The following is a 22,012-nucleotide window of genomic DNA, read 5'->3' on the forward strand; positions in this document are numbered from 1 at the left end:
TTATTTGTTTTATAGTTAGTAGTTAAATTCTTTTTTCAAAATAAGTTCTAGCAATCCAATATTTATATTTTTATCTGATAAGAAACATAATATATACTCATTGTGTTTAATAATAAGTATATTTTCATTGTCAGATTTAAGTATAATCTCTTTTAAATTAGCATTAAAATAATTACTAAAAAAATGATTACTCATGTTAAATATAGTAGCCTTAAACACTGTTATTTTATCTTGTAAATCTCCTAAATCATTTTCTTTAGGATAAAAATCAATAGTTTCTCCATCTTCTTTTAAAAGGAAAATTGCTTTCGATTTTGTTTCTTTTAGTAGTTTTTCTAGCTCCAATTTTTTTACTCTATTTATTGAGATAAATCAAAGTTATGATATAAGTAATAATAAGATATTGAACAATAATATTAAATTATAGCACTATATTATATTTATGATCGAAATCTTTGCAAAATATACAGTGTTGATAGGGGGTTTGAGGTGTAGTTTTTTAAGTCCTTGAACTCTAAAATTAAATTTTTGAGTATAAAAATATTAATATATGATTATAAATACTTGTTGTTTAAATTCTTATTCAGACATAATAAAAATAAAAAAAATGAAGTAAACTCTTTTCTACAAAATAAAGGATCTCTTAAGAGTAAAAAACAACTGTATTTTAGTCGGTTTTTTTAAACGATTATAGATATTTATAATTCTGGTAAAATTAATAATGGAATTTTACTGTGAAAAGCAGATTTTTTAATGACATTTTCTTCTAACAGTCGATTAAAAAAATTGTGTTTATGGTTTATTAAAACTAATAATTCGCTTTCTGTTTGTTCTATGTACTTTTCTAAGGTATTAGTTTCAGAGTCATCCCAATCTATTTTTTTATATTCAACACCTAAATCTTTAAAAATTTCTCTTAATTGTATTTTGTGTGCTTTTTGTTTACTGTTTAAGACATATTCTTCAGAGAGGTTTATAACTTCAATTGGGCAATCTTTTAAAATACTTAATTGAAGTAACGATTTTAACTCTTTATTGTTAAAAGATCTTTTATAATTTGTAGAAAACACAATTTGATGCAACAATTTGTATTTATAGTCGGTTGGCACCATTAATATAGGGCAATTATGAACGGTGTTAATAATTTTCATAGTATTGGTGCCAATAAAGGTTTCTTTTAGGCTTTTGGCTCCTTTTGTACCAGAAATTATTAAATCTATTTTTTTGTCAGAAACAACTTCTTTAATCGCGCTGATTAATGAAGTTGCATTAATAATAAAATGATATTCGAAATTTTCGTTTTCTTTGTTAAGAATATCAATTAAGTATTTAGATTCTTCTTCAATCTCATTATCCATTTCATTAAACCATTCTTCGCTTTTTTCTGAACTCAGTAAATGTGGTTTTTCTGCGATATAAACATCTAATAAATAAATACAAATATCTAATCCTTTAAAAAGTTTTTTAGCATAGTTTAAAGCATTAATAGCTGTGTCAGAAAAATCATATGGAATTAATATATTTTTCATAATAAGTTGATTACAATTATTTTATCAAATATAATTTTTTTTAAAATAAAATCAATTATAAAAAAATTAAAAACATAATTTTGCAATAAAAATAACAATGGATAATTTTTTGTTTAACAAATATATTCTACTATTAATTTTATTAATAGTGCTTTCTGTTTCGGTTATTATTACTAAAAAAATAACCAAGAGTTATGTTATTAAAAATGCTATAGAACCTCATAGAAGAAAGTTAATACTTAATCTTTTTTACTTAGTTTACTATGTGTTTGCTTTTTTTTTAATTCTTATAATTTTAGGAATAGAGTTTAAACAAATAGGTGTTTTTGCTTCTTCTATTTTAGCAGTATTAGGTGTTGGTTTTTTTGCACAATGGTCCATTTTATCTAACTTAACGGCTAGTGTAATTTTGTTTTTTTATCATCCAATGCGTATTGGTGATACTATAAAAATTATGGACAAAGAATATGATTTAACTGGTGAAGTAAAAAATATTACTGGTTTTTATGTGATGTTACATATACCAGAAGGAAATAGAAAAATAACAATACCTAATACCATAATACTTTATAAAAGTATTGAGTTGATACAAAATCAAAAATAATTTGTATTTTTAAAAAGATGTCTACTTATTACATAGTTAAAATTAGTATATTTAAAAATAAGAAGATATTTATATAGAAAAAAAACACCCTAAAAAAGCTTAAAATCATGGCATCTATATTTCATTTATCGCTTCCTTGTTTAAATATTAAGGAAACTAAAAAATTTTACACTGAAGATTTAGGTTTAAACTTTGGTAGGGAAACGAGCGATTGGCTAGATATAAATTTATTTAATAACCAATTGACATACGTTTTAGTAGAAAAGTTTAATTTCGAATCACCTAATTACACGTTTGATAAAGATGTTTTACCCTCTTTTCACTTCGGGGTTGTTTTAGACGCTGAGGAATGGGAAAAAATGCATGACAGAATTAACCGCTGGTCATCAGAAACCATTATTACCAAAACATTCTTAAAAGATAAAAACGGAGAACATGTTTCTTTTTTTGTGAAAGATCCTAACGGTTATACAATAGAATTTAAAAGTTTTATTGAAGAGAATGAAATGTTTATGCTATAAAATGGTTTAGCTTACAGAAGAATAAATTTAACCTTTACATTAAATAAAAATATAATATTGAATAATTTAAAAATAATAGGAAGCGAAGAATGGTGTTCATTTAAATCTTTCAGTATACCAGCCATAAAAGCACGAGTAGATTCAGGTGCAAAAACATCATCAATACAAGCTAATAATATCACTAGATTTTTAAAAGATACTGAAGAATGGGTGAGATTTGATGTTAATCCGCTACAAGAAAACAGAAGTATTAGTATAACATGTGAATCTAAAATTCATTCAAAACGTTCAATAAAAAGCTCAACAGGTATTTCAGAACCACGTATCGTAATAAAAACACTTATAACTTTAGGTGATGAAACTTTTGAGATAGAATTAACCCTTGCCAATAGAGATTCTATGGAATTTAGGATGTTGTTGGGGCGTGAAGCATTGTCAAACGGTTACTTAGTAAACGCTTCAGAAACGTATTTATCAGGAACTTTTAGCGAAGAAGATTTAGATGAAAAATATGCCACTTTTAAGAAAGAAAAAACAGGATTAAAAATAGCTTTATTAGCTAGTAATCCACATCTTTTTAGCAACAGGCGTATAATGGAAGCGGGTCGTTTAAGAGGTCATGAAATGGTGTTTCTTAACGTTCAGCAAGCATATATGAAATTTGATGCTAAAGAGCCTCAAATACGTTATCGCGGTGGGAATATTATAGATGAGTTTGATGCTATTATACCTCGTATTAAGCCTTCTGTTACTTTTTATGCTTGTGCTTTAATAAGGCAGTTTGATGCAATGGGAACTTATTGTTTAAATTCTGCAGATGCAATTAATCAATCAAGAGACAAATTGTTAGCAACACAGCTGTTCGCTAAAAATCATATACAGATTCCTATAACAGGTTTTGCAAACTCTCCTTTAGATACAAAAGACCTAATTAAAATGGTAAACGGAGCGCCATTAATAATTAAGTTATTAGAAAGTACCCAAGGTAAAGGTGTAGTTTTAGCAGAAACTACGAAAGCGGCAGAAAGTGTAATTAATGCTTTTAAGAGTGTTAAAACAAATATTCTTGTTCAGGAATTTATCAAAGAAGCTAACGGACAAGATATACGTTGTTTTGTGATAAATGGTAAAGTAGTAGCATCAATGCAAAGGCAAGCCGAAAAAGGTGAGTTTAGAGCAAACATTCATCAAGGAGGATCTGCATCTAAAATTAGAATAACTTCTGATGAACGAAAATTAGCAATTAAAGCGGCTAAAATTTTAGATCTGCCAGTTGCCGGTGTAGATATTATTCGCTCTAATAAAGGTCCGTTATTATTAGAGGTAAATTCTTCTCCTGGTTTAGAAGGTATTGAGGGAGCAACAGGTTTAGATATTGCAAATATTATGATTGAAGCTATCGAAAAGAAGCTTAAGACTAAAAAATAATTACTTCATATAAATCGCTCATTTTGTTTAAATGAGCGATTTATAATATTATGCGTTCTTAGCATAATAGTCAATACTTAACTTATCTGCTATATATTTTGCAGTTTCAATGGCATTATTCTCTTCGTTATGAAATGAAATTTTAAAACGATCATTACTTTCATCCCAAATAATTACCTCGTAAACATCATTGCTATTTAAATAAATTGATGTGTAAGTAAGTTTACTTATATCTTGCCATCTCCCATAACCAAAAGGACCAACAGCATAATACTTGCGATACACATTTTCTTTAAGGTTAAAATGATGATTATTTACAACAGAAGCTAATAACGCAAGTGTTATAATATAAATTTCCATTTCCAGAACATGTAAAAAGGAAATGGTATAATTTTCGATAGTTGATATTGAGGTATTGATAAAAAACTTTACTAAGATAAAAACAGCAAAAGCATAAAGAATAGCTGCTATAAACCGAAAGATAAAATGTTTTTGGCCACCTTTTATTATTACTAATTTATTCATGTTCATGAATCTCTTTTTTAGCGATTTTAAACTCTTCTGGCGTATTGATGTTTCTAATTAAACGATCATCTATTTCGATAATTTCAACATCAGAATTAATTAACATTTTACGCGGGCACGAGTAGCCTTGTGCTAAATATTGTAGCAATTTAGAATACGCCTTTGGTTCGTAAATGGTAATTAAAGGCTCAGGAAATTCTTTGCTTACCCCTTTAATTGCTGTTGCTGTTTTACTCGGATTTCGTTTCTGTAATAATAACTGAATCAAATTATCATTTACAAAAGGAAGATCTGTAGCTACTACCAGCCAAGCTGAATTAGGGTCTTTTTGAAAAGCAGAACAAATTCCGCCAAAAGGACCAAGGTTTAAAAAAGTGTCGTGAATTTCAGTTGGTTTTTTAGAAGGTAATTGTACAGAATAAAATGTTTCTAAAGCATTGTTTTCTAAAAGTTCTTTTGCGTATTCTTTTTGAGGTTTTCCATAATAATCTAATTCAGATTTATCTGCTCCCATTCGGGTACTTTTTCCGCCAGTTAGTACTAATCCTTTAACAGGTGCAATATTTTCTTTTATTAAATTATGAATATGATTTGTAATTTTATCAATATCTTGAATCGTATAGCAGGTGGTATTTTTTATCAGCGGAAATTTTTCAATCAAGCAATTAAAAATCTTAGTAGCAGGATTTAATTTTACAATAAATTGGATGTTTGTTATTTGATCTAATCTCTTTTTTATAGATGCTTCTTTTTCATTATCTAAAATCAATATTTGTTTGGCACCTTGATAATGATTTCCGTTTATAAATACAAAATCATGATTTATAAACTGTAAACGTTGCTCAAACTTATTAACTGTTGATGTTGTGTTTACGTGTAAATTACCTTCATGATGAAAGGTATATTCGGTTACTATGTTTTCATCAAGATTTTTTGCGTGGGAAGCGTCGAAATACGCTAAGTTATAGTTCGATAATTTAGTTGAAACCTTTGTAACTATTTCGGCAATAACTCCACATTTAGTTCCTAAAATAGCAACCTCATTAGTAGCATAATTGTCATTGTGTTTTTTGGTGATATTTGCGTGTTTTTGATGTGCCATCTATAAATTATCTATCTTATTTTGAGAAGCTAAAATCCCTTGAACAATGGAAGAACTAAAACCTTCTTGTTCCATTTTATTTAACCCTGTAATGGTAATTCCTTGTGGAGTGGTTACTTTGTCAATTTCACTTTCTGGGTGATTACCGTGTTGTAAAATTAATTCAGCAGCTCCTTTTATTGTTTGAGCTGATATTTTCTGTGCCATTTCAGAACTAAAACCTATTTCTATACCGCCTTGCATAGAAGCACGAAGATATCGGAGAGCAAATGCAATTCCACTTGCGGCCAAAACCGTTGCAGAAGCCATTAGTTCGTCTTCAATAAAAACTGTTTTGCCTAAGTTTTTAAAAATAGTTTCTACTTGGTCTTTTTGCTCATTTGTGCTGTTAATTGTAGATATACAAGTCATTGATTGTTTAATCGCAGCTGCTGTATTTGGCATTGCTCTAAACAGAGGAAGTTCTTTTTTAATGATAGATTTCAGTTCTGATAAACTTATCCCTGTAACTGTAGAAATAATTATCTGATTTGTTAATTTTATAGCTAACTCTTCTAATATTTGCGTAGTTTTTTGAGGTTTTATGCATAATAAAATAACAGTTGCATTTTTAATTGCCTCGTTATTATTTGAAGTTACTAAAACTCCAGCCTCAGTATATTTTTTAAGAGAGCTTGTTTTTCTTCTTGATAAACTTAAATAAGAAGGAAGTAGTCCACTTTCTAAAAGGCCGTCTGCGATTGCACAACCTAATTTCCCTGCACCTATAATTGCTATTTTATCCATTTTTAATATCCGATTTACCACCAGTTTTTTCAACTAATTTAACTTCTTTAATCACCATTTTTTGGTTGATGGCTTTACACATATCATAAATAGTTAAACAAGTTGCTGAAGCGCCGGTTAAAGCTTCCATTTCAACACCTGTTTTACCTTCAATAGTTACTTTACAAAGCACTTCTAAATTTTCATTATCAACAATATTAATATCAATATCTACACCGTTAATTAATAACGGATGACACATAGGAATAATATCGGATGTTTTCTTTACAGCCTGAATACCAGCAATAATTGCAGTTTGAAAAACAGGTCCTTTTTTAGTAATTAAGTCCTCATTTTTAAAATGAGAAATAATTTCTGATCCTAAAAACATCCTGGCTTTTGCAACCGCAGTTCGTTTGGTGATTTTCTTATCAGAAACATTCACCATTTTAGGTTGATTCTGCTCGTTTATGTGTGTGAATTTGTTCATTTTTTATACCTAATTACAGGAAAAGTACTTCCTGATTTAAATTCAATTTGTGTTGTTTTCGGAATTTCAATAAAACCATCAGCAGCAACTAAACTTGCTAAATCCCCAGAGCCATTTCCTTCTATAGGAGTTGCAATTAAATGCCCAAAACGATAACTTAATTTTACTTGTAAAAAATAAGTTAAATTAGGTTTAAACTTTATGTCATGAGCTAAAATAGCTGTTTTTTCATTTTGTTTTATACTTGCAGATTCATAGTACCACGGATAAAAATAAACCAAACAGTTTACAAAAGTAGAAACTGGATTTCCAGGAAAAGCAAAGACAGTTGTCTTATTGTTTTTTTTACCCTGATAAACATGCTGCTTATTAATACCTAAAGCATCTGTGATGCCGAACCAGAAAGGTTTTCCGGGGCGTTGTGCTACTTTATGAAACAGCTTATTTACATCTAATTCAGTTAACACCTCAGGTAAAAAATCGAACTTACCCTTGCTTACCGCTCCGCTAAATAAAAGCACATCATATTCTTGTAGGTAGCCAGCAATCTTCTCTTTTAAAATAGTTTTATTATCAGTAATATGTGCTGTTTCAGAAGGAATGTTTAGTTCATTTAATAAAGAAACCAACGTGTATACATTAGACCTTCTTATTTGATAATCTAAAGGAGTTTCATGCACATCAACCAGTTCATCACCTGTAGAAATAATCATTACTTTCGGTTGTTTGGCTACCTTAATAGTCGATTTACCTACAGTAGCAATCACACCGATTTCGGAAGGTGAAATAATAGTGTTTTTGTTAATTAAAACAACTCCTTGTGCTTTGTCTTTTCCTTTCGGATGGATGTTTTGATGTTCATTTATAACATCAACAGTAACTTTTGCAATTCCGTTTTCTATAATAACATCTTCATAACGAATTACGGTATCGCAGTTGTTAGGTAATACAGCGCCAGTCATTACTTCTATGCAGTTTTCCGAATTTTGCATAGATAACTGCTTGCTACCGGCTGGCTGAATTCCTTCAATTTTAAAGTTACGTTGGTTGTTTTTAAAACAAGAGTGGTTTATTGCAATTCCGTCCATAGCAACACGATTAAAAGGGGGGAATTCTCTATCGGCAATAATATCTTCTTTTAAAATTCGGCCTACAGATGTTATAAACGGAATTTCTTCTGTTCCGAAATCTTGAGTGTTTTGTAAAATTATATGTTTAGCTTCTTTTACAGAAATCATATTTTAAGTTATCAGAGGTCTAATAATGATGTCACTTTTGTTAAAAATCAAAGTTATGAATTTATTTAGTCAGAAAATATAAGGTTTACATTTTTGTAGATTTTATATATGTTTAGTAGTTGTTATATTAAGCAAATAGGTGCTTAATTATCAATGAACTTTAAAAGACTTTTTTAAATGAGTCAACTTTATTATTATTTGAGCAATACTTGAGCTTTTTATATGTTTAGTTTTGTATCATCATTAGGACTAAAGCCGAACATCCTTAAAATAGTAGGCATTAACATAAAAATATAAAAATGAAATTAATCAAATTAACAGCTATAACTTTAGTTTTATCATTGGTATTAGTGTCTTGTGATAATAACAAAACAAAAAAGGAACAAATTACTGAGGACGCTAAAGAGTTAATGGAGGATGCTAAAGAGAGCTTAGAAGATGTTGCAGATGATATTGAAGACAGCTTTGATAACCTAAGTGATTACGCGTTTGATAAAAAGACAGATTTAGAAGGGAAAGTTAAGGAGGAATTAAAATACCTTGATACTGAAATTGAAAAAGCTGAGAAAAATATCAAAGAAAATTTTAATGAAGCTAAAGCTGAAACTAAAGAGCAAAACAATAAAATGTTAGCGGAGTTAAAAGCGAAAAGAGTTGCATTAGGGGAAAGTTTTGATAAATTAGGAAATAGTACCAAAGATAACTGGGAAGAAGTTAAAGGTAGTTTTGAAAAAGCGTACAAAGATGTTGAAAATAGCTTTGATAAATTGGCGGATGATTTAGAGAAATAATCTTCTTTATTTTATAAATAAAATTTAAGAGCCGGTTTTTAAACTTACTTTTAATAAAAAAGAGATTGTTAGTTTACAACTAACAATCTCTTTTTTGTGTGAATATATTGGCTTTATAATACATTATTACCCACCAATAGTACTCATGCTTTCAGTAACACTTCCTTTTTTACGGTTTGCTTCTGCTATAAATCCATTTTCGGGTTTTTCTTTTATCAGAGATAAAAAAAGTTCTTTTAAATCGTCGTTACTTGCACCGTTACGAATAAAATCACGCAAGTTAAAAACACCATCATCAAACAAACAGTTTTTAAAAGTACCGGTTGAGGTAATTCTTATTCGATTACAATCGTTACAAATAGTACGTGTAAATGCAGGAATAATCCCTACAGTTCCTTGATGATTTTCGATAGAGAAATTACGTGATGTAGATGATTTTTCTGAAACGATAGGCGCAACAGTATACTCAGATTTTATTTCTTCTATAATTTTATTATAATTCCAGCTTTCTTTAATGTCACGCTGTCCTTTTCCGTTAAACGGCATTTCTTCAATAAAACGAACTGCAATATTTTTATCTTTTGTTAAAGCAACAAAATCATTTATTTCATCAGTATTAAAACCAGATTGCACCACTACATTTAACTTTAAGTTTAAAGAGCTGTTCTCTAATAATTCGAAAGTTTTATATACTTCAGGAAATACATCACGACGTGTAATTTTTGCGAATTTATGAGTGTCTAAACTATCAATACTTAAATTGATGTTTTTTATTTTCTCTAATTTTTCTAAAGTTTGAATATGGTTAGCAACTAATGCTCCGTTTGTAGTAATATTAATTTCTTCTAACAAATCGTTATAAGATAACATGTCTAAAAATGACATAAAATCTTTACGAGCAAAAGGCTCACCACCTGTTAAACGAACTTTATTAACACCTAATTCGGTAAGTACACGAATAAGGCGATACATTTCTTTATAAGTTAATAGTTCTTTTCGTGGCACAATATCAATACCATGAGCAGGCATACAATATTGGCAGCGAAGGTTGCAACGATCGGTTACTGCCAATCGAACATAGCTAATTTGTCTGCCGAAATTATCAATAAGTTTACTCATATTGTAAAGGTATTAAACAATTTCCATCTTCTTTAATAAAAAGGAAGCGTTCATGTTTTTACACACGCCGTTTTTCATTTTATAATCAAAATGTAACTCGTTGTTTATAATCTCAGCATCAAAATAATAGTTTTTAATGGTCGTATATTCTGATGATAATTCACATAAACTAACATCGTGTGTGGCTATTATTCCGGTAGAGTTTGATTTGTTTAGTTTTTCGATGAATTTTTTAGAACCGATTGCTTTATCCATGCTATTTGTTCCTTTTAAAATTTCATCTAAAATGATAAAATAATTTTCTGTTTTAATTTCGTTTACGATAAACTTTAAACGTTTTAATTCGGCATAAAAGTAAGATTCATCATCGCTTAAAGAATCTGAAGTTCGCATACTTGTAATTAGTTTTACCGGATTGTATTTTACTTTTTCAGCACATATTGGTAAACCAGTATTAGACATTACAATTGCTAACGAAACAGCTCTTAAAAAAGTACTTTTTCCTGCCATATTTGCGCCAGTAACAATAAAAAATTCTTCATTATCTATTATAAAATCATTGTCTATCCTTTTTGTAGCATTCAATAAAGGATGTCCTAAATTCAATACGTTTAAAACTGATTTTTCGTTATTTATAGTAGGAAATATATACTGGGGTTTATTAAAAACAAAATTTGCTAACGAATTTTGTGCATCAAAAAAAGAAACAACATTAAACCATTCTTCAACAGTGCTTTTGTAGGTAGCAATCCATTTTTCTACTTTAATAGTGTTGCGAATATCCCAAAGAAAAAGTCCGTTACCAACAACAGCAATAATAATGTTATTACGTTGATCGAAAGCATCTAGTTTTTTAGAAAACTCTTTAAATATGGTAGAAGCCTTTTTGTTTTCTTGTTGAATTTTTGCTTGTTTGTTTTTTAATGTTGAATTGGTGAATTCCTCACTTTCTATTTGTGCTAATAACTGATGGTATTGATTAAATGTTTCTTTAGCTTTGGTAGTTTCAGTCGCTAAATCTTGAATGTTTTTAAAAAAGAAACCAGTAGTTATTAACCCAATTATAAACCAGATTAAAAGTACAGAAAACGGAATAACATCAAAACTTAATAAGCCAATTAAAATAATTGAAATAGCAGAAAAAACATACGAAAAAAGTGTTAAGAAAGCAGGTAGTTTCTGCTCATAAGAATGCACCCATTTTACAATAACAGGTATTGCCGTTTTTGTGTTTATTAAACTAGCAACAGCTGTAAAATGTTGGCGCCATTTTATTTTTAACGCAAGTTCTTGTGCTACTTTTTGTTTTTCTTCAATACTGTTAATATCGTTACTTGTTAAAATAGCCGCTAATAACTTTTTTCCTTCATTGGTTGCCGTTCTGTTTATGTATTGAAAGAAAGAACCAACGCCAAACAAATCGATATCATTGCTAAAATAATGCTCGGGATTTGTAAATTCTTTTCCACTCTCTAAATCAGAAAATGTACCATTTAAAACAGCTATTTCTGTTTTATTAATAGTCAGTTTTGCTTCTAGAAGGCTTTTTATTTGTTTTAAACGTAAGTGTTTTGTTACTAAATAAACAAAAGCAATTAAAGCGATGACACTTGCAATAAAAAATAAGTTGTTTTTTGTAATAGCTATATAGGCTGAAAAAGAAATGGTTAAGAAAGCCAAAAGACGTAAAACACGAGTTATTCGTAATCGTTTTTTTAACGCAATTAAAACGGTATTTAAACTATTGATTTCTTCTTTATAAAAAGGAATTGGTTGTTGCATTGTGTAGTAAATAAATATTAGTGTAAATGTACATATAGCAACTTACATATCTTTATAAAATTGTATTTTCGTTGTATGCCAACTTCATTAGAACTTCAGCTAAAAACATTACCTTCTTCACCAGGAGTTTATCAATATTTTGATAAAGATGAGGTGATTATTTATGTAGGTAAGGCTAAAAACTTAAAAAAACGTGTTTCTTCTTATTTTACGAAGACTCATGAGAATGGTAAAACGCGAATTTTAGTCAAAAAAATTGTTCGGATAGAGCATGTTGTAGTTGATACTGAAACAGATGCATTATTGCTAGAAAACAACTTAATTAAAAAGTATAAACCACGTTACAATGTTTTATTAAAAGATGATAAATCATATCCGTGGCTTTGTATAAAAAAAGAACGTTTTCCGAGAGTTTTTTCTACTCGAAGAGTTGTAAAAGATGGTTCAGAATATTTTGGACCTTACACCAACATGAAAATGGTGCAATCACTCTTAAGTTTAATTAAAGAGTTATACCCGCTACGAACTTGTTCTTACGATTTAAGTCAAGAAAAAATAGATTCTTACAAGTATAAAGTGTGTTTAGAATACCATTTAGGTAATTGTAAAGGACCTTGTGAAGGACATCAACATGAAGATAATTATTTAGAAGAAATTAGGGCAATTCGTAATATTCTTAAAGGAAATTTTAAAGAAATTTTAGAGCGATTACAACAAATAATGCTCGATTTTGCTTCGGATATGAAGTTTGAAGAAGCTCAGAAAATTAAAGATAAATTAGATTCTTTAAAAAATTATCAAGCGAAATCTACTATTGTAAATCCGTCTATTAATAACGTAGATGTTTTTTCTATTATTTCTGATGAAACTCACGGTTATGCAAACTTTTTTAAAGTGATGAATGGCGCAATTGTACAATCTTATACCACGGAAATAAAAAAGAAACTAGAAGAAACCGACAAGCAATTGTTAGAGTTGTTTATTATAGAAACTCGCAACCGATTTAATTCGTTATCAAGAGAAGTTTATGTGCCTTTTAAAGTCAATTTAGGAGAGCAAATTAAAGTGACGGTACCGAAATTAGGAGACAAAAAACGAATTGTAGATTTATCAGAAAGAAATGCGAAGTATTATCGCATGGAGCAGTTTAAGCAAATAAAAATTGTAGATCCAGATCGTCATGTAAAACGAATCATGAGTCAAATGCAAAAAGATTTACGTTTGCATGAAGAGCCACGCCATATAGAGTGTTTTGATAACTCGAATATTCAAGGAACGCATCCTGTGGCTGCTTGTGTGGTTTTTAAAGACGGAAAACCGAGTAAAAAAGAATACCGTCATTACAATATTAAAACCGTTGAAGGACCCGATGATTTTGCATCGATGGAAGAGGTGGTTTTTCGTCGCTACAGACGTTTGTTAGAAGAAAAGCAACCGTTGCCACAATTAATTGTTATTGATGGAGGAAAAGGACAGTTATCATCAGCCTTAAAAAGTTTAGACGCTTTAGGTTTACGAGGAAAAATAGCTATTATAGGAATTGCAAAACGATTAGAAGAAATTTATTACCCAGGAGATTCTGTGCCTTTATATCTAGATAAAAAATCAGAAAGTTTAAAAATAATTCAGTTTTTACGAAACGAAGCTCATCGATTCGGAATTACATTACACCGAAATAAGCGTAGCAAAAGTGCTATCCAATCAGAATTAGAACAAATTCCGGATATTGGTAAACAAACGATTACTAATTTATTACGTAAATTTAAATCAGCGAAAAGGGTAAAAGAAGCTACGTTAGAAGAATTAAAAGAAATTGTTGGGTTCTCAAGAGCTCAAAAAGTGTATCAGTTTTATCAAAAAGAGAAAGAATGAAAAAGTTATTAATAATATTGTTTTTACCTGCAATTATACTGGCACAAAACCAACCTAAAGTAGGCTTGGTTTTGAGTGGAGGTGGGGCTAAAGGTTTTGCCCATATTGGCGTTTTAAAAGAATTAGAAAAGGCAGGAGTACAGGTAGATTATATTGGCGGTACAAGTATGGGAGCCATCGTTGGTGGTTTATATGCTGCAGGATATTCTGCAGATAAAATTGAAGAGATTATTTTAAATACCGATTTTGAAACAATTATAAGAGATAAAATTTCTCGTAGAGAAAAACCTCTTTTTAATAAAGAATATGGCGAAAAATATGCTATTAGTTTGCCTATTAAAGAAGGGAAAATAGGACTCCCTTTGGGATTATCGAAAGGACAAAACATCTTAAACTTCTTAACAGAACTATTAGCTCCTATAGATGATATTCGTGATTTTTCTCAACTACCAATACCCTTTTATTGCCTTGCAACAAATATCGAAACTGGCGCAGAGGTTATTTTAGATAAAGGTTCTTTGCCTTTAGCATTAAGAGCAAGTGGTTCTTTTCCGTCGTTATTAAACCCTGTTGAAATTGATGGGAAATTACTAATTGATGGAGGCGTTGTAAATAACTTTCCGGTTGATATTATGAAGAAAAAAAATATGGACATAATAATTGGAGTTAGTGTTCAGGGCGAGTTATTAAAAAGAGAAGAGTTATCATCTGTTGCTTCTTTATTAATGCAAATTGTAAATTTTAAAATGTATGAAAAATCAGATAATCAAGTTCAGTTGTTAAATTTTTATATTAAACCAAATGTTGAAGAATATAATGTGATTTCTTTTGATAAAAAAGAAGAAATTATTGAGGAGGGAAAAAAAACAGCAAAAACTTTTAAAATTGTCTTTGATAGTATAGCTAAACTCCAATATAATAAAAAGTTACCCAAAAAATTAAAAGTTAAAAAAGAAAAGTTTTTAGTAGATAGAATCATTATTAAAGGAAACAAAAATTACACGAATAATTATATTTTAGGGAAGCTACAATTAAACCAAGGAGATAGTATTTCATACAGCGATATTTCCCACAAAATAAATACGCTAACAGCTTCCAAAAACTTTAAAAGAATAGATTATCATTTTAAAAAATCCTTTAAAGGAAAAAAACTAGAATTAGTAGTGCAAGAAGATGATGTTAATTCTTACTTAAGGTTTGGTTTGCATTACGATTTGTTATATAAATCAGCTGTATTATTAAATTATAACCATAAAAAATTACTAACTCAAAATGATGAATTATCTTTAGATGTAGGAATTGGAGATAAAATTAGATACGATTTTCAGTACTTTGTAGATAATGGATTATTACCTAGCTATGGTATAAAATCTAGATATAATACATTTAACAATGATTTCTTATATGCTACTGATTTAATTAATGTGCGGTATGCCGATTTTACAAACTCATTTTTTTTGCAAACAACAATGGATAAAAAATTTGCAATAGGCGTAGGTGTTGAACAAAAGAAGATAGAAATAAAATCGAGCAATGTATTAAGCAATGGTCAAGAAACCTTTTTTGATGATAGTAATTATATAAATGCTTATTCATTTTTAAAGTTAGATACTTATAATAAAGAGATGTTTCCTTCAAAAGGTTTTTATGCTGATGTAGGTTTTAAATGGTTTGTATGGTCAGATAGGAATGGTAATCTATCAAAATTTGCTTTAGGAGGTGAGCCCTTTCAGCAATTTTCACAAGCCGGAGGAACATTAGGTTTTGCAACTACTTTTTATAACAAACTAACTTTTCAATACACTGCAGAAGGAGGATATACTTTAGGAAAAAAAACATCTATAATGTTTGATTATCGTTTGGGTGGTTATAACCAAAACTATATTAATAATTTCAAACCCTTTTATGGATATGAAACAGGAGCTTTAAATAATCAATCTTTTTTAAAATCAGAGTTTAATTTTAGGTATCAGGTTATAGAGAAGCATTACGCTTCTTTTATTGCTAATTACGCTAGAGTAGATGAAGATGTCTTTTCTGACGCTAATCTATTTAAAAACACCAAATCAGGTTATGCTTTGGGTTATAGTGTTGAAACTTTTTTAGGTCCGGTAGAATTAAAATACACATGGTCGCCAGATCATAATGAAAAATACTGGTTGTTTAATTTAGGTTTTTGGTTCTAGAGTACAAAAAAACCCGTTTCGAAAGAAACGGGTTTTTATTTCATAATAAGATTGCCTTACTTACTTCCTTTTTTTTTCAAAAAGAATTTATATTGTAAGTATTGGTATGCATCTCTAGGTAATATTTTAATCCACTTTTTGTGTTGAACATACCATTTAAAACGAATAGAGTTTACGCCTTTAGTTAAATAAGCAGCTATAAAAGGATGTGTATTTAAGGTAATTTCCTTGTAATCTCTACCGCTATTTAATATGCGTTCTAATTCAGCTTCTATTTTGTCTATTAAAACAATAGGAGCCTCAACTTCTCCGTTTTTATTCGGGTTTGGTTCACGTGTTTTTATTTCTAATTCAGGTCGTACACGTTGTCTTGTAATCTGTACTAAACCAAATTTACTCGGAGGTAAAATTTTGTGCTTTGTACGATCTAATGACATTGCATCTTTTAAATGCTGATATAATTTCTGTCTGTTTTCAGTACTCTTCATATCAATAAAGTCAACTACTATAATTCCACCCATATCACGCAGTTGTAACTGTCGTGCTATTTCAGTAGCAGAAATTAAGTTAACTTCTAATGCAGTTTCTTCTTGGCTTAAAGCTTTGTTTGAGCGATTACCACTATTTACATCAATAACATGTAAAGCTTCGGTGTGTTCAATAACTAAATACGCACCTTTACTCATAGAAACTGTTTTACCAAACGATGTTTTTATCTGACGCTCAATACCAAATTTTTCAAAAATTGGAGTGTCAGATTTATGAAGTTTTACAATACTTTCCTTTTCAGGTGATATCTCTTGTAAATATTCTTTAATTTCAATCATTAAATCTTCATCGTTTGTTACAATACTTGTAAAAGAATCATTCATTACATCTCTTAAAATAGAAGATGCTCTGTTTAACTCACTTAATATTTTTGTTGGCGTGTTTTTGTTAGCGATGCTATTACACATTTTCTCCCAACGTTCCAGTGAATTTTGTAAATCTTTATCTAGTTCTGCTACCTTTTTGTCTTGGGCAACAGTACGTAAAATAAGCCCAAAACCTTTTGGTTTTATGCTTTTTGCTAATTTTTTTAAACGTTCTTTTTCTTTTGGGTCTGCTATTTTCTGAGATACAGATACTCTGTTAGAAAAAGGAACTAAAACTAAAAATCTACCAGCTATTGATAGTTCCGAGCTAATACGCGGACCTTTGGTAGATATTGGTTCTTTTACAATTTGTACTAATAAATTTTGACCTGATTTTAGTACATCATTAATACTCCCGTCTTTATTGATATCATTCTCAGAGCGAAAGTTTTTTAAAGTGAATTCTTTATAATTACCTGTGCTTACCTTCTTAATGAATTTGTTTAAAGATTGTACTTGTGGTCCTAAATCATGATAATGTAAAAAACCATCTTTAGGGTAACCAACATTTACAAAAGCGGCGTTTAAACCAGTCATCACTTTTCCTATTTTTGCTAGAAAAACATCTCCGACTGAAAATTTATTATCGCTTGTTTCTTTGTTTAATTCAATAAGTCTACCATCTCTTAGTAAGGCGAAATCAATATCAGAAGAATTTGAACGAATTATTAATTCTGTTTTCATTCTGAATATAGTTTTGTGCCAACGTAATAATTTTACGAAGACGGATTAAAATTTGTAAACAGGTATAATTTTTATACCGTTTTAAGGTGTTTAAACCTTAATGTCAATGAACTTAAATAAGCTTATAAAAGCAACGAAAAAGTAAGCGTTAGCTTACTTTTTCTTGTGACGATTTGCTCTTGCTCTTTTCTTTCTTTTGTGTGTAGAGATCTTAGCTCTTTTTCTTTTTTTACCGCTTGGCATAATTTTAAATGTTTTATAAAGTCTTTAGAAATAAAGACCTTTGATTAATGATTTTATTCTTTTACAGAAACTTTAGTTTTTACACCCTCTGTAAACACTTTTGATGGTTTAAAAGCAGGTATGTTGTGTGCAGGAATCTTAATAGTTGTATTTTTTGAAATATTTCTACCAGTTTTTTCTGCTCTAGTCTTGATGATAAAACTACCAAAACCTCTTAAATATACATTATCACCGCTCTCTAATGCATCCTTTACCTCGTCCATAAACGCTTCAACAGTTGCTAAAACATCTGCTTTTTCAATTCCACTCTTCTCTGAAATTTTAGATACGATATCTGCTTTTGTCATTCTATATATATTTTGAATTTATTTTTTGAAATGAGGCTGCAAATATAAGATAATTATATCTATTCCAAAAAGTTAAAATTAAAAATAATAATATTAAAGATAAAAAGCTCTAAGATATTAAATCTTAGAGCTTTTTTGTTACATTTTTTAAAATAACATTTATACCTTATCTTAATATAAAAAACCAAATTGTAGGATCAGCAGCACTAGTTAATTTTATTTGCGTTGCAGCAGGGTCAGTAGTATCTACTGTGTACGGTGCATTGTTAGCAATTAAATCAACCAGTGGTTCAATTTGGTTATAAAAAGTCCAATTAAAACCACCCTCAACTTTCGTAATATTAAGTTGATCTGGTGCTCCAATAACTCCTTTAAAAGCTAATAAGTATTGGGCTGCATAAGGTCCAGGGTCAGAAATAAACATAACTCCAGGGCTAACAGCACTACCTGTTGGGTCAGTATTACCAATAAGAAAGAAAGTTCTTAAAGTTTCTCCCCAACGAGCTGTATTTGCTGCATCTACTTGAGCAAACATGTCTATAATTGCAGGTGAAGCAGCAACTGGATTTGTAGGAAGCACTTGCCAATCCTGTTCCATATTTATTGGTGCATCTGGTATCAAAATAATTGAGATAACCACGCTACCATCTAAAGAAACTAACTCATTTGCATCTTTATCTAAAATAAATTCTAACACTTCAACACCACCTATTGTAACGGGTTGGTATAGCTTTATACCTTTGTCAGTATAATTATATGCCATAGGAATAGATTCTTCATCTCCTTGAGGAAAAACCAACTTACTACCTGTATTAGGTAAATCTAAATCAGTACCGTCTATAGCAATAGTGTATGCAGCAGGAGCTAAATATTCTTTAACATCAAGTACTTTTGTTAAATACGCTTCTGGTGATTCAGTAAGCTTAAACATGCGCATTGTATTACTTGATCTTGCACCTTTTAAAGTAATTGAACTCTCTGTTTTAGAAATTAAGAAGAATTCGTAATCTCCTCCTAAAGCATTAGGATTAGACTGATTAGGTGTAGCAAAGAAATGCGTTATTGCATTATGAGTGTCAAAAGTTAAAACTGGTCCTCCGTTAGCAATTATATTAAAAGAATTTGTTTCTCTAGAAGAGAAATCAAATAATTCCATTATAACTTCAGCATTTAAATCATTGTTAAACTTAACGCCATAATTAAAACCACCATAAGATTGTGATTCATCTGGGTAGTATTCCATAATCCATCCATTATCAGATGAAGTTAATAGGTCTTTATATTCGCTAATAGCGTTTTGAATCCTTTCAGAAGAAGGTTCATTAAATATCGCATCTTCATTGTTATCACAAGATATAGCGACACCAACAAATAGCAAAATCGCTAAGGTTTTGTTTATAAATTTTTTCATTTTTCTTAATTTATGTTATCTAAATCTTGTGAACTTAAATTATCGTACCTGTATTGTATCTCATCTCTTAAATCATCAATATCTATTTTCCAATTACTTTTTAAATACGTTTTAATAATTGCCATTTTAGAAGTGATGATTGGTCCTCCTGGTCCTGCATTTGAAATTTTAGTTGCCCAATCTGCCTCTGTAGAAAGAACATAACGAGCAATTAACTCAACGAAATCATCGCTTTCTTGGTTACTCGCATATAATGAAATGAAACCAGCCTCTAAAGCAGCAGCATCACTTCCGTATCCGTCAACAGTATTCCAACTACCTGCTACATATCTCTCACCAGAATCAAAAGTTATTTGAGTGAAATCTGTAGAGAAAGGTATTCTTTGATGCAACACGTGACCAAATTCATGATGTATGGTGTTAAAAAATAATTCATTTAAAGCATCAACATCATTAATATCTAAAGCGTTGATGTCGTATAGAGAAACTTTTACACCACCTTCAGCAGTACCTAAAAGTCTTGAATTGGCATTGTAACCTGCTGAACCAACAAAAACAAGTTGTTTAGGAAACGTTTGTTTTAGAAAGTTTGCAGGAGCTACAATATTATAAGGTTCTAGACATAAGTACTTAATAAGGTTTGCTAACCTAATAGATTTTTCATACTCAGCTGGCACTAACGTATATAAATAGTCAGTTTCAATATCAGGTAGCTTATATAAAATTTCAATATTATAAGGTGCTACAAATTCTCTTTTTAAGAAGTTATCAAATTGATTTTGTGGCCCAAAATCAGTGTTAATTGCGCTTTTATCCGGGTTCGGTAAATCTTTTTCTTCACAACTACCAAGAGTAATTACAAAAGCTAAGATTAAATATTTTATATTTTTCATAATTATAATATTTTAAATTTATCTAGGATTAGGTGTTAAGCCAGCAGAAATAACATCCTGTGGTAATTGTATTGCCTTACGAGCATCATCGGCAGCCAATACATCGACAACACCTGTTCCGTTTTGGTATCTAGGTATACTCATTCCATATCTTTTATTATCAAACCAACGTAAACCTTCATGCATGGTAAGTATTCTTCTTAGTTGAAGTGTGTAATGTAGCATGTTCTCTTGTGTACCTGCATCAATCGTAAACTTAGGGTTTAAGTTTTTCTTCTGTGTTGCTGTAGCCTCAGAAGAATAAGCAACGCCATCATAAAAAGAATTCACCTCAGCGATGTTTGTTTCAGGACTTAATTGATTATAGTTTCTTGTAAATATATTTAAGTCTTCTAAACCATCAGCATATTGCTTTAACATAATATTAGCTTCTGCTCTTACTAATAATGTTTCGTCAGTAGTAAAAGGGTTTCTAACACATCTACTAAATCCAATTCCTGAAACAGCATCTGTTACTTCGAATAGATATGCTAATTTTAAAGATAGAATTTTGTCAAGATTAGCAATAACTATTGAACGAGGTTGGAAATAAGGGTATAATCGTGCATTGCTAGCCCAAGGCAAGGCAACACCTAATGTTTCTCTATTATTAACGGTACTTGTATGATTGAAGCGTTCACCAGCTCTATAGGCTCCAAAAACTACTCCTGCAGAACCACCAGTGGCTTGTGTTAGTAAGTTACCATTAGCTTCTGTATAAGAAATAGGTTTGTTACCATTAGGTATTAACCCTAACGCCTGCCAATCTTTTAATACACTAGTTGGGTTTGTTGTTAATACCACAGATGCATATTCTTTTGCTTTTGCCCAGTTTTCGTAATATAAGTTAAATCTTGCAGCAAATGCATATGATGCTTTTACATTAAAATGATACTGAGGCACATCATAAATATCATCACGAATAAGTGGTAATGCTTTTTCGATATCTTCATTAATTTTTTCATAGACATCTTTTACTGTACCTCTTTCATATTGTGGGTTAAGAGTAGTTTCTGCAACTTGTAAATAAGGAACACCTAAATCAGTAGCACTTGTTTGGGTATTGTAGTGCTGACTAAACATATTTACTAGTATAAAGTGTCCGTAAGCTCTTGCCATTAAAGCTTCTCCTTTTTCTGCAGATAATGTAGCAGGGCTTCCTTGACTTTCAATTGCGTCTAATGCTTGGTTGGCATTTGCAATAGCACTATAAAGTGCACCCCATACAGAAGAGGGACCATCGTTGTCGGTTTCTGTAATTTCCTCCCAATATGCTGTTTGCTCATAAAATCTAGTAGAACCTGGTGCGTTTTCACCATAGTCATCAATATTATCTGAAGATAATTCAGCAATTAAACCATAACTGGTTGTTGGGTATGCTGAAACTAATATCTTTCGGATTTTATTATTATTATCTACTTCTGTTCTGTTATCAGGTAATTCATCTAAAAATTCATCACAAGAAACAACAATAAAAGATAGAAAAAGTAGTGCAAATAATTTGCTTATATTATTTTTCATTTTATTAT

At 30.0% G+C, this 22,012-nt stretch carries 20 protein-coding genes; 6 read left to right on the top strand and 14 right to left on the bottom strand.

Annotation, left to right across the window (positions count from 1 at the left end; all coding sequences use genetic code 11):
* Positions 1–15: 15 nt before the first annotated feature.
* Together AC28QF_RS02700 and AC28QF_RS02705 are read right to left on the bottom strand one after the other, a co-directional pair.
* Positions 16–345, bottom strand: a complete 330-nt coding sequence (locus tag AC28QF_RS02700; protein WP_488200895.1) for a hypothetical protein — start codon at positions 343–345, stop codon at positions 16–18.
* Between the two features lie 353 nt (positions 346–698).
* Positions 699–1,529 (bottom strand): universal stress protein, encoded by an 831-nt coding sequence (locus AC28QF_RS02705; RefSeq protein ID WP_488200894.1) that lies wholly within the window; start codon positions 1,527–1,529, stop codon positions 699–701.
* 97 nt (positions 1,530–1,626) lie between these two features.
* Here AC28QF_RS02705 and AC28QF_RS02710 point away from each other — a divergent pair, with 97 nt between their 5' ends.
* From AC28QF_RS02710 to rimK, 3 genes are all read left to right on the top strand, one after another.
* Positions 1,627–2,133 (top strand): mechanosensitive ion channel domain-containing protein, encoded by a 507-nt coding sequence (locus AC28QF_RS02710; protein WP_488200893.1) that lies wholly within the window; start codon positions 1,627–1,629, stop codon positions 2,131–2,133.
* A 107-nt stretch (positions 2,134–2,240) separates the two neighbouring features.
* Positions 2,241–2,654: a VOC family protein gene (locus AC28QF_RS02715; RefSeq protein WP_488200892.1), complete on the top strand. Its 414-nt coding sequence runs from the start codon at positions 2,241–2,243 to the stop codon at positions 2,652–2,654.
* Positions 2,655–2,708: 54 nt separating this feature from the next.
* Entirely contained in the window at positions 2,709–4,082 is a 1,374-nt protein-coding gene (gene rimK, locus AC28QF_RS02720) for a 30S ribosomal protein S6--L-glutamate ligase (protein ID WP_488200914.1), read from the top strand.
* Positions 4,083–4,130: 48 nt separating this feature from the next.
* Here the strand turns inward: rimK and AC28QF_RS02725 are convergent, their stop codons facing one another.
* Genes AC28QF_RS02725 through AC28QF_RS02745 form a run of 5 tightly spaced genes read right to left on the bottom strand, consistent with a single transcriptional unit; the run spans position 4,131 to position 8,202 of the window.
* Positions 4,131–4,613 carry a hypothetical protein gene (locus AC28QF_RS02725; RefSeq protein WP_488200891.1) on the bottom strand — a complete coding sequence of 161 codons (483 nt, stop codon included), beginning with the start codon at positions 4,611–4,613 and terminating at the stop codon, positions 4,131–4,133.
* The gene (locus AC28QF_RS02730) at positions 4,600–5,709 is read right to left on the bottom strand and encodes an NTP transferase domain-containing protein (protein ID WP_488200890.1); all 1,110 of its coding nucleotides are present in this window, start codon (positions 5,707–5,709) and stop codon (positions 4,600–4,602) included. The genes AC28QF_RS02725 and AC28QF_RS02730 overlap by 14 nt, the downstream gene beginning before the upstream one ends.
* The gene (proC, locus tag AC28QF_RS02735) at positions 5,710–6,495 is read right to left on the bottom strand and encodes a pyrroline-5-carboxylate reductase (protein ID WP_488200889.1); all 786 of its coding nucleotides are present in this window, start codon (positions 6,493–6,495) and stop codon (positions 5,710–5,712) included.
* Positions 6,488–6,964, bottom strand: coding sequence for a cyclic pyranopterin monophosphate synthase MoaC (moaC, locus tag AC28QF_RS02740; protein ID WP_488200888.1), 477 nt, complete (start codon positions 6,962–6,964; stop codon positions 6,488–6,490). The genes proC and moaC overlap by 8 nt, the downstream gene beginning before the upstream one ends.
* Positions 6,961–8,202, bottom strand: a complete 1,242-nt coding sequence (locus AC28QF_RS02745; protein WP_488200887.1) for a molybdopterin molybdotransferase MoeA — start codon at positions 8,200–8,202, stop codon at positions 6,961–6,963. Before AC28QF_RS02745 ends, moaC begins: the two co-directional genes overlap by 4 nt.
* Positions 8,203–8,501: 299 nt before the next feature.
* Between AC28QF_RS02745 and AC28QF_RS02750 the strand changes: the two genes are divergently transcribed.
* Positions 8,502–8,993: a sll1863 family stress response protein gene (locus AC28QF_RS02750; RefSeq protein WP_488200886.1), complete on the top strand. Its 492-nt coding sequence runs from the start codon at positions 8,502–8,504 to the stop codon at positions 8,991–8,993.
* Between the two features lie 126 nt (positions 8,994–9,119).
* Here AC28QF_RS02750 and moaA read toward each other — a convergent pair whose 3' ends face one another.
* Both moaA and AC28QF_RS02760 read right to left on the bottom strand, forming a co-directional pair.
* Entirely contained in the window at positions 9,120–10,112 is a 993-nt protein-coding gene (gene moaA / locus AC28QF_RS02755) for a GTP 3',8-cyclase MoaA (RefSeq protein WP_488200885.1), read from the bottom strand.
* A 12-nt stretch (positions 10,113–10,124) separates the two neighbouring features.
* A complete protein-coding gene (locus AC28QF_RS02760) occupies positions 10,125–11,894 on the bottom strand; it encodes a MutS-related protein (RefSeq protein WP_488200884.1) in 1,770 nt (589 codons plus the stop codon).
* A gap of 75 nt (positions 11,895–11,969) precedes the next feature.
* Between AC28QF_RS02760 and uvrC the strand changes: the two genes are divergently transcribed.
* Both uvrC and AC28QF_RS02770 read left to right on the top strand, forming a co-directional pair.
* Positions 11,970–13,766, top strand: coding sequence for an excinuclease ABC subunit UvrC (gene uvrC, locus AC28QF_RS02765; RefSeq protein ID WP_488200883.1), 1,797 nt, complete (start codon positions 11,970–11,972; stop codon positions 13,764–13,766).
* Positions 13,763–15,952, top strand: coding sequence for a patatin-like phospholipase family protein (locus tag AC28QF_RS02770; protein WP_488200882.1), 2,190 nt, complete (start codon positions 13,763–13,765; stop codon positions 15,950–15,952). The genes uvrC and AC28QF_RS02770 overlap by 4 nt, the downstream gene beginning before the upstream one ends.
* Before the next feature lie 56 nt (positions 15,953–16,008).
* Here the strand turns inward: AC28QF_RS02770 and AC28QF_RS02775 are convergent, their stop codons facing one another.
* The 5 genes from AC28QF_RS02775 to AC28QF_RS02795 form a co-directional block, all read right to left on the bottom strand.
* Complete coding sequence (locus AC28QF_RS02775) at positions 16,009–17,550, bottom strand: Rne/Rng family ribonuclease (protein WP_488200881.1); 1,542 nt, start codon at positions 17,548–17,550, stop codon at positions 16,009–16,011.
* A gap of 296 nt (positions 17,551–17,846) precedes the next feature.
* Entirely contained in the window at positions 17,847–18,140 is a 294-nt protein-coding gene (locus tag AC28QF_RS02780) for an HU family DNA-binding protein (RefSeq protein ID WP_488200880.1), read from the bottom strand.
* Between the two features lie 166 nt (positions 18,141–18,306).
* A complete protein-coding gene (locus AC28QF_RS02785; RefSeq protein ID WP_488200879.1) occupies positions 18,307–19,551 on the bottom strand; it encodes a DUF4302 domain-containing protein in 1,245 nt (414 codons plus the stop codon).
* 5 nt (positions 19,552–19,556) lie between these two features.
* Positions 19,557–20,444, bottom strand: coding sequence for a zinc-binding metallopeptidase (locus AC28QF_RS02790; protein ID WP_488200878.1), 888 nt, complete (start codon positions 20,442–20,444; stop codon positions 19,557–19,559).
* 18 nt (positions 20,445–20,462) lie between these two features.
* Positions 20,463–22,004 (bottom strand): RagB/SusD family nutrient uptake outer membrane protein, encoded by a 1,542-nt coding sequence (locus tag AC28QF_RS02795; RefSeq protein ID WP_488200877.1) that lies wholly within the window; start codon positions 22,002–22,004, stop codon positions 20,463–20,465.
* Positions 22,005–22,012 lie beyond the last annotated feature (8 nt).

The sequence above is a fragment of the Tenacibaculum sp. M1.3A genome, from assembly GCF_057732375.1.

What these genes read in the sequence shown, in the direction of transcription:
- AC28QF_RS02705 (WP_488200894.1), bottom strand. Translation starts at nt 1,529, where the DNA reads ATGAAAAATATATTAATTCCATATGATTTTTCTGACACAGCTATTAAT.
- AC28QF_RS02710 (WP_488200893.1), top strand. Translation starts at nt 1,627, where the DNA reads ATGGATAATTTTTTGTTTAACAAATATATTCTACTATTAATTTTATTA.
- AC28QF_RS02715 (WP_488200892.1), top strand. Translation starts at nt 2,241, where the DNA reads ATGGCATCTATATTTCATTTATCGCTTCCTTGTTTAAATATTAAGGAA.
- AC28QF_RS02725 (WP_488200891.1), bottom strand. Translation starts at nt 4,613, where the DNA reads ATGAACATGAATAAATTAGTAATAATAAAAGGTGGCCAAAAACATTTT.
- AC28QF_RS02730 (WP_488200890.1), bottom strand. Translation starts at nt 5,709, where the DNA reads ATGGCACATCAAAAACACGCAAATATCACCAAAAAACACAATGACAAT.
- proC (WP_488200889.1), bottom strand. Translation starts at nt 6,495, where the DNA reads ATGGATAAAATAGCAATTATAGGTGCAGGGAAATTAGGTTGTGCAATC.
- moaC (WP_488200888.1), bottom strand. Translation starts at nt 6,964, where the DNA reads ATGAACAAATTCACACACATAAACGAGCAGAATCAACCTAAAATGGTG.
- AC28QF_RS02745 (WP_488200887.1), bottom strand. Translation starts at nt 8,202, where the DNA reads ATGATTTCTGTAAAAGAAGCTAAACATATAATTTTACAAAACACTCAA.
- AC28QF_RS02750 (WP_488200886.1), top strand. Translation starts at nt 8,502, where the DNA reads ATGAAATTAATCAAATTAACAGCTATAACTTTAGTTTTATCATTGGTA.
- moaA (WP_488200885.1), bottom strand. Translation starts at nt 10,112, where the DNA reads ATGAGTAAACTTATTGATAATTTCGGCAGACAAATTAGCTATGTTCGA.
- AC28QF_RS02760 (WP_488200884.1), bottom strand. Translation starts at nt 11,894, where the DNA reads ATGCAACAACCAATTCCTTTTTATAAAGAAGAAATCAATAGTTTAAAT.
- uvrC (WP_488200883.1), top strand. Translation starts at nt 11,970, where the DNA reads ATGCCAACTTCATTAGAACTTCAGCTAAAAACATTACCTTCTTCACCA.
- AC28QF_RS02770 (WP_488200882.1), top strand. Translation starts at nt 13,763, where the DNA reads ATGAAAAAGTTATTAATAATATTGTTTTTACCTGCAATTATACTGGCA.
- AC28QF_RS02775 (WP_488200881.1), bottom strand. Translation starts at nt 17,550, where the DNA reads ATGAAAACAGAATTAATAATTCGTTCAAATTCTTCTGATATTGATTTC.
- AC28QF_RS02780 (WP_488200880.1), bottom strand. Translation starts at nt 18,140, where the DNA reads ATGACAAAAGCAGATATCGTATCTAAAATTTCAGAGAAGAGTGGAATT.
- AC28QF_RS02785 (WP_488200879.1), bottom strand. Translation starts at nt 19,551, where the DNA reads ATGAAAAAATTTATAAACAAAACCTTAGCGATTTTGCTATTTGTTGGT.
- AC28QF_RS02790 (WP_488200878.1), bottom strand. Translation starts at nt 20,444, where the DNA reads ATGAAAAATATAAAATATTTAATCTTAGCTTTTGTAATTACTCTTGGT.
- AC28QF_RS02795 (WP_488200877.1), bottom strand. Translation starts at nt 22,004, where the DNA reads ATGAAAAATAATATAAGCAAATTATTTGCACTACTTTTTCTATCTTTT.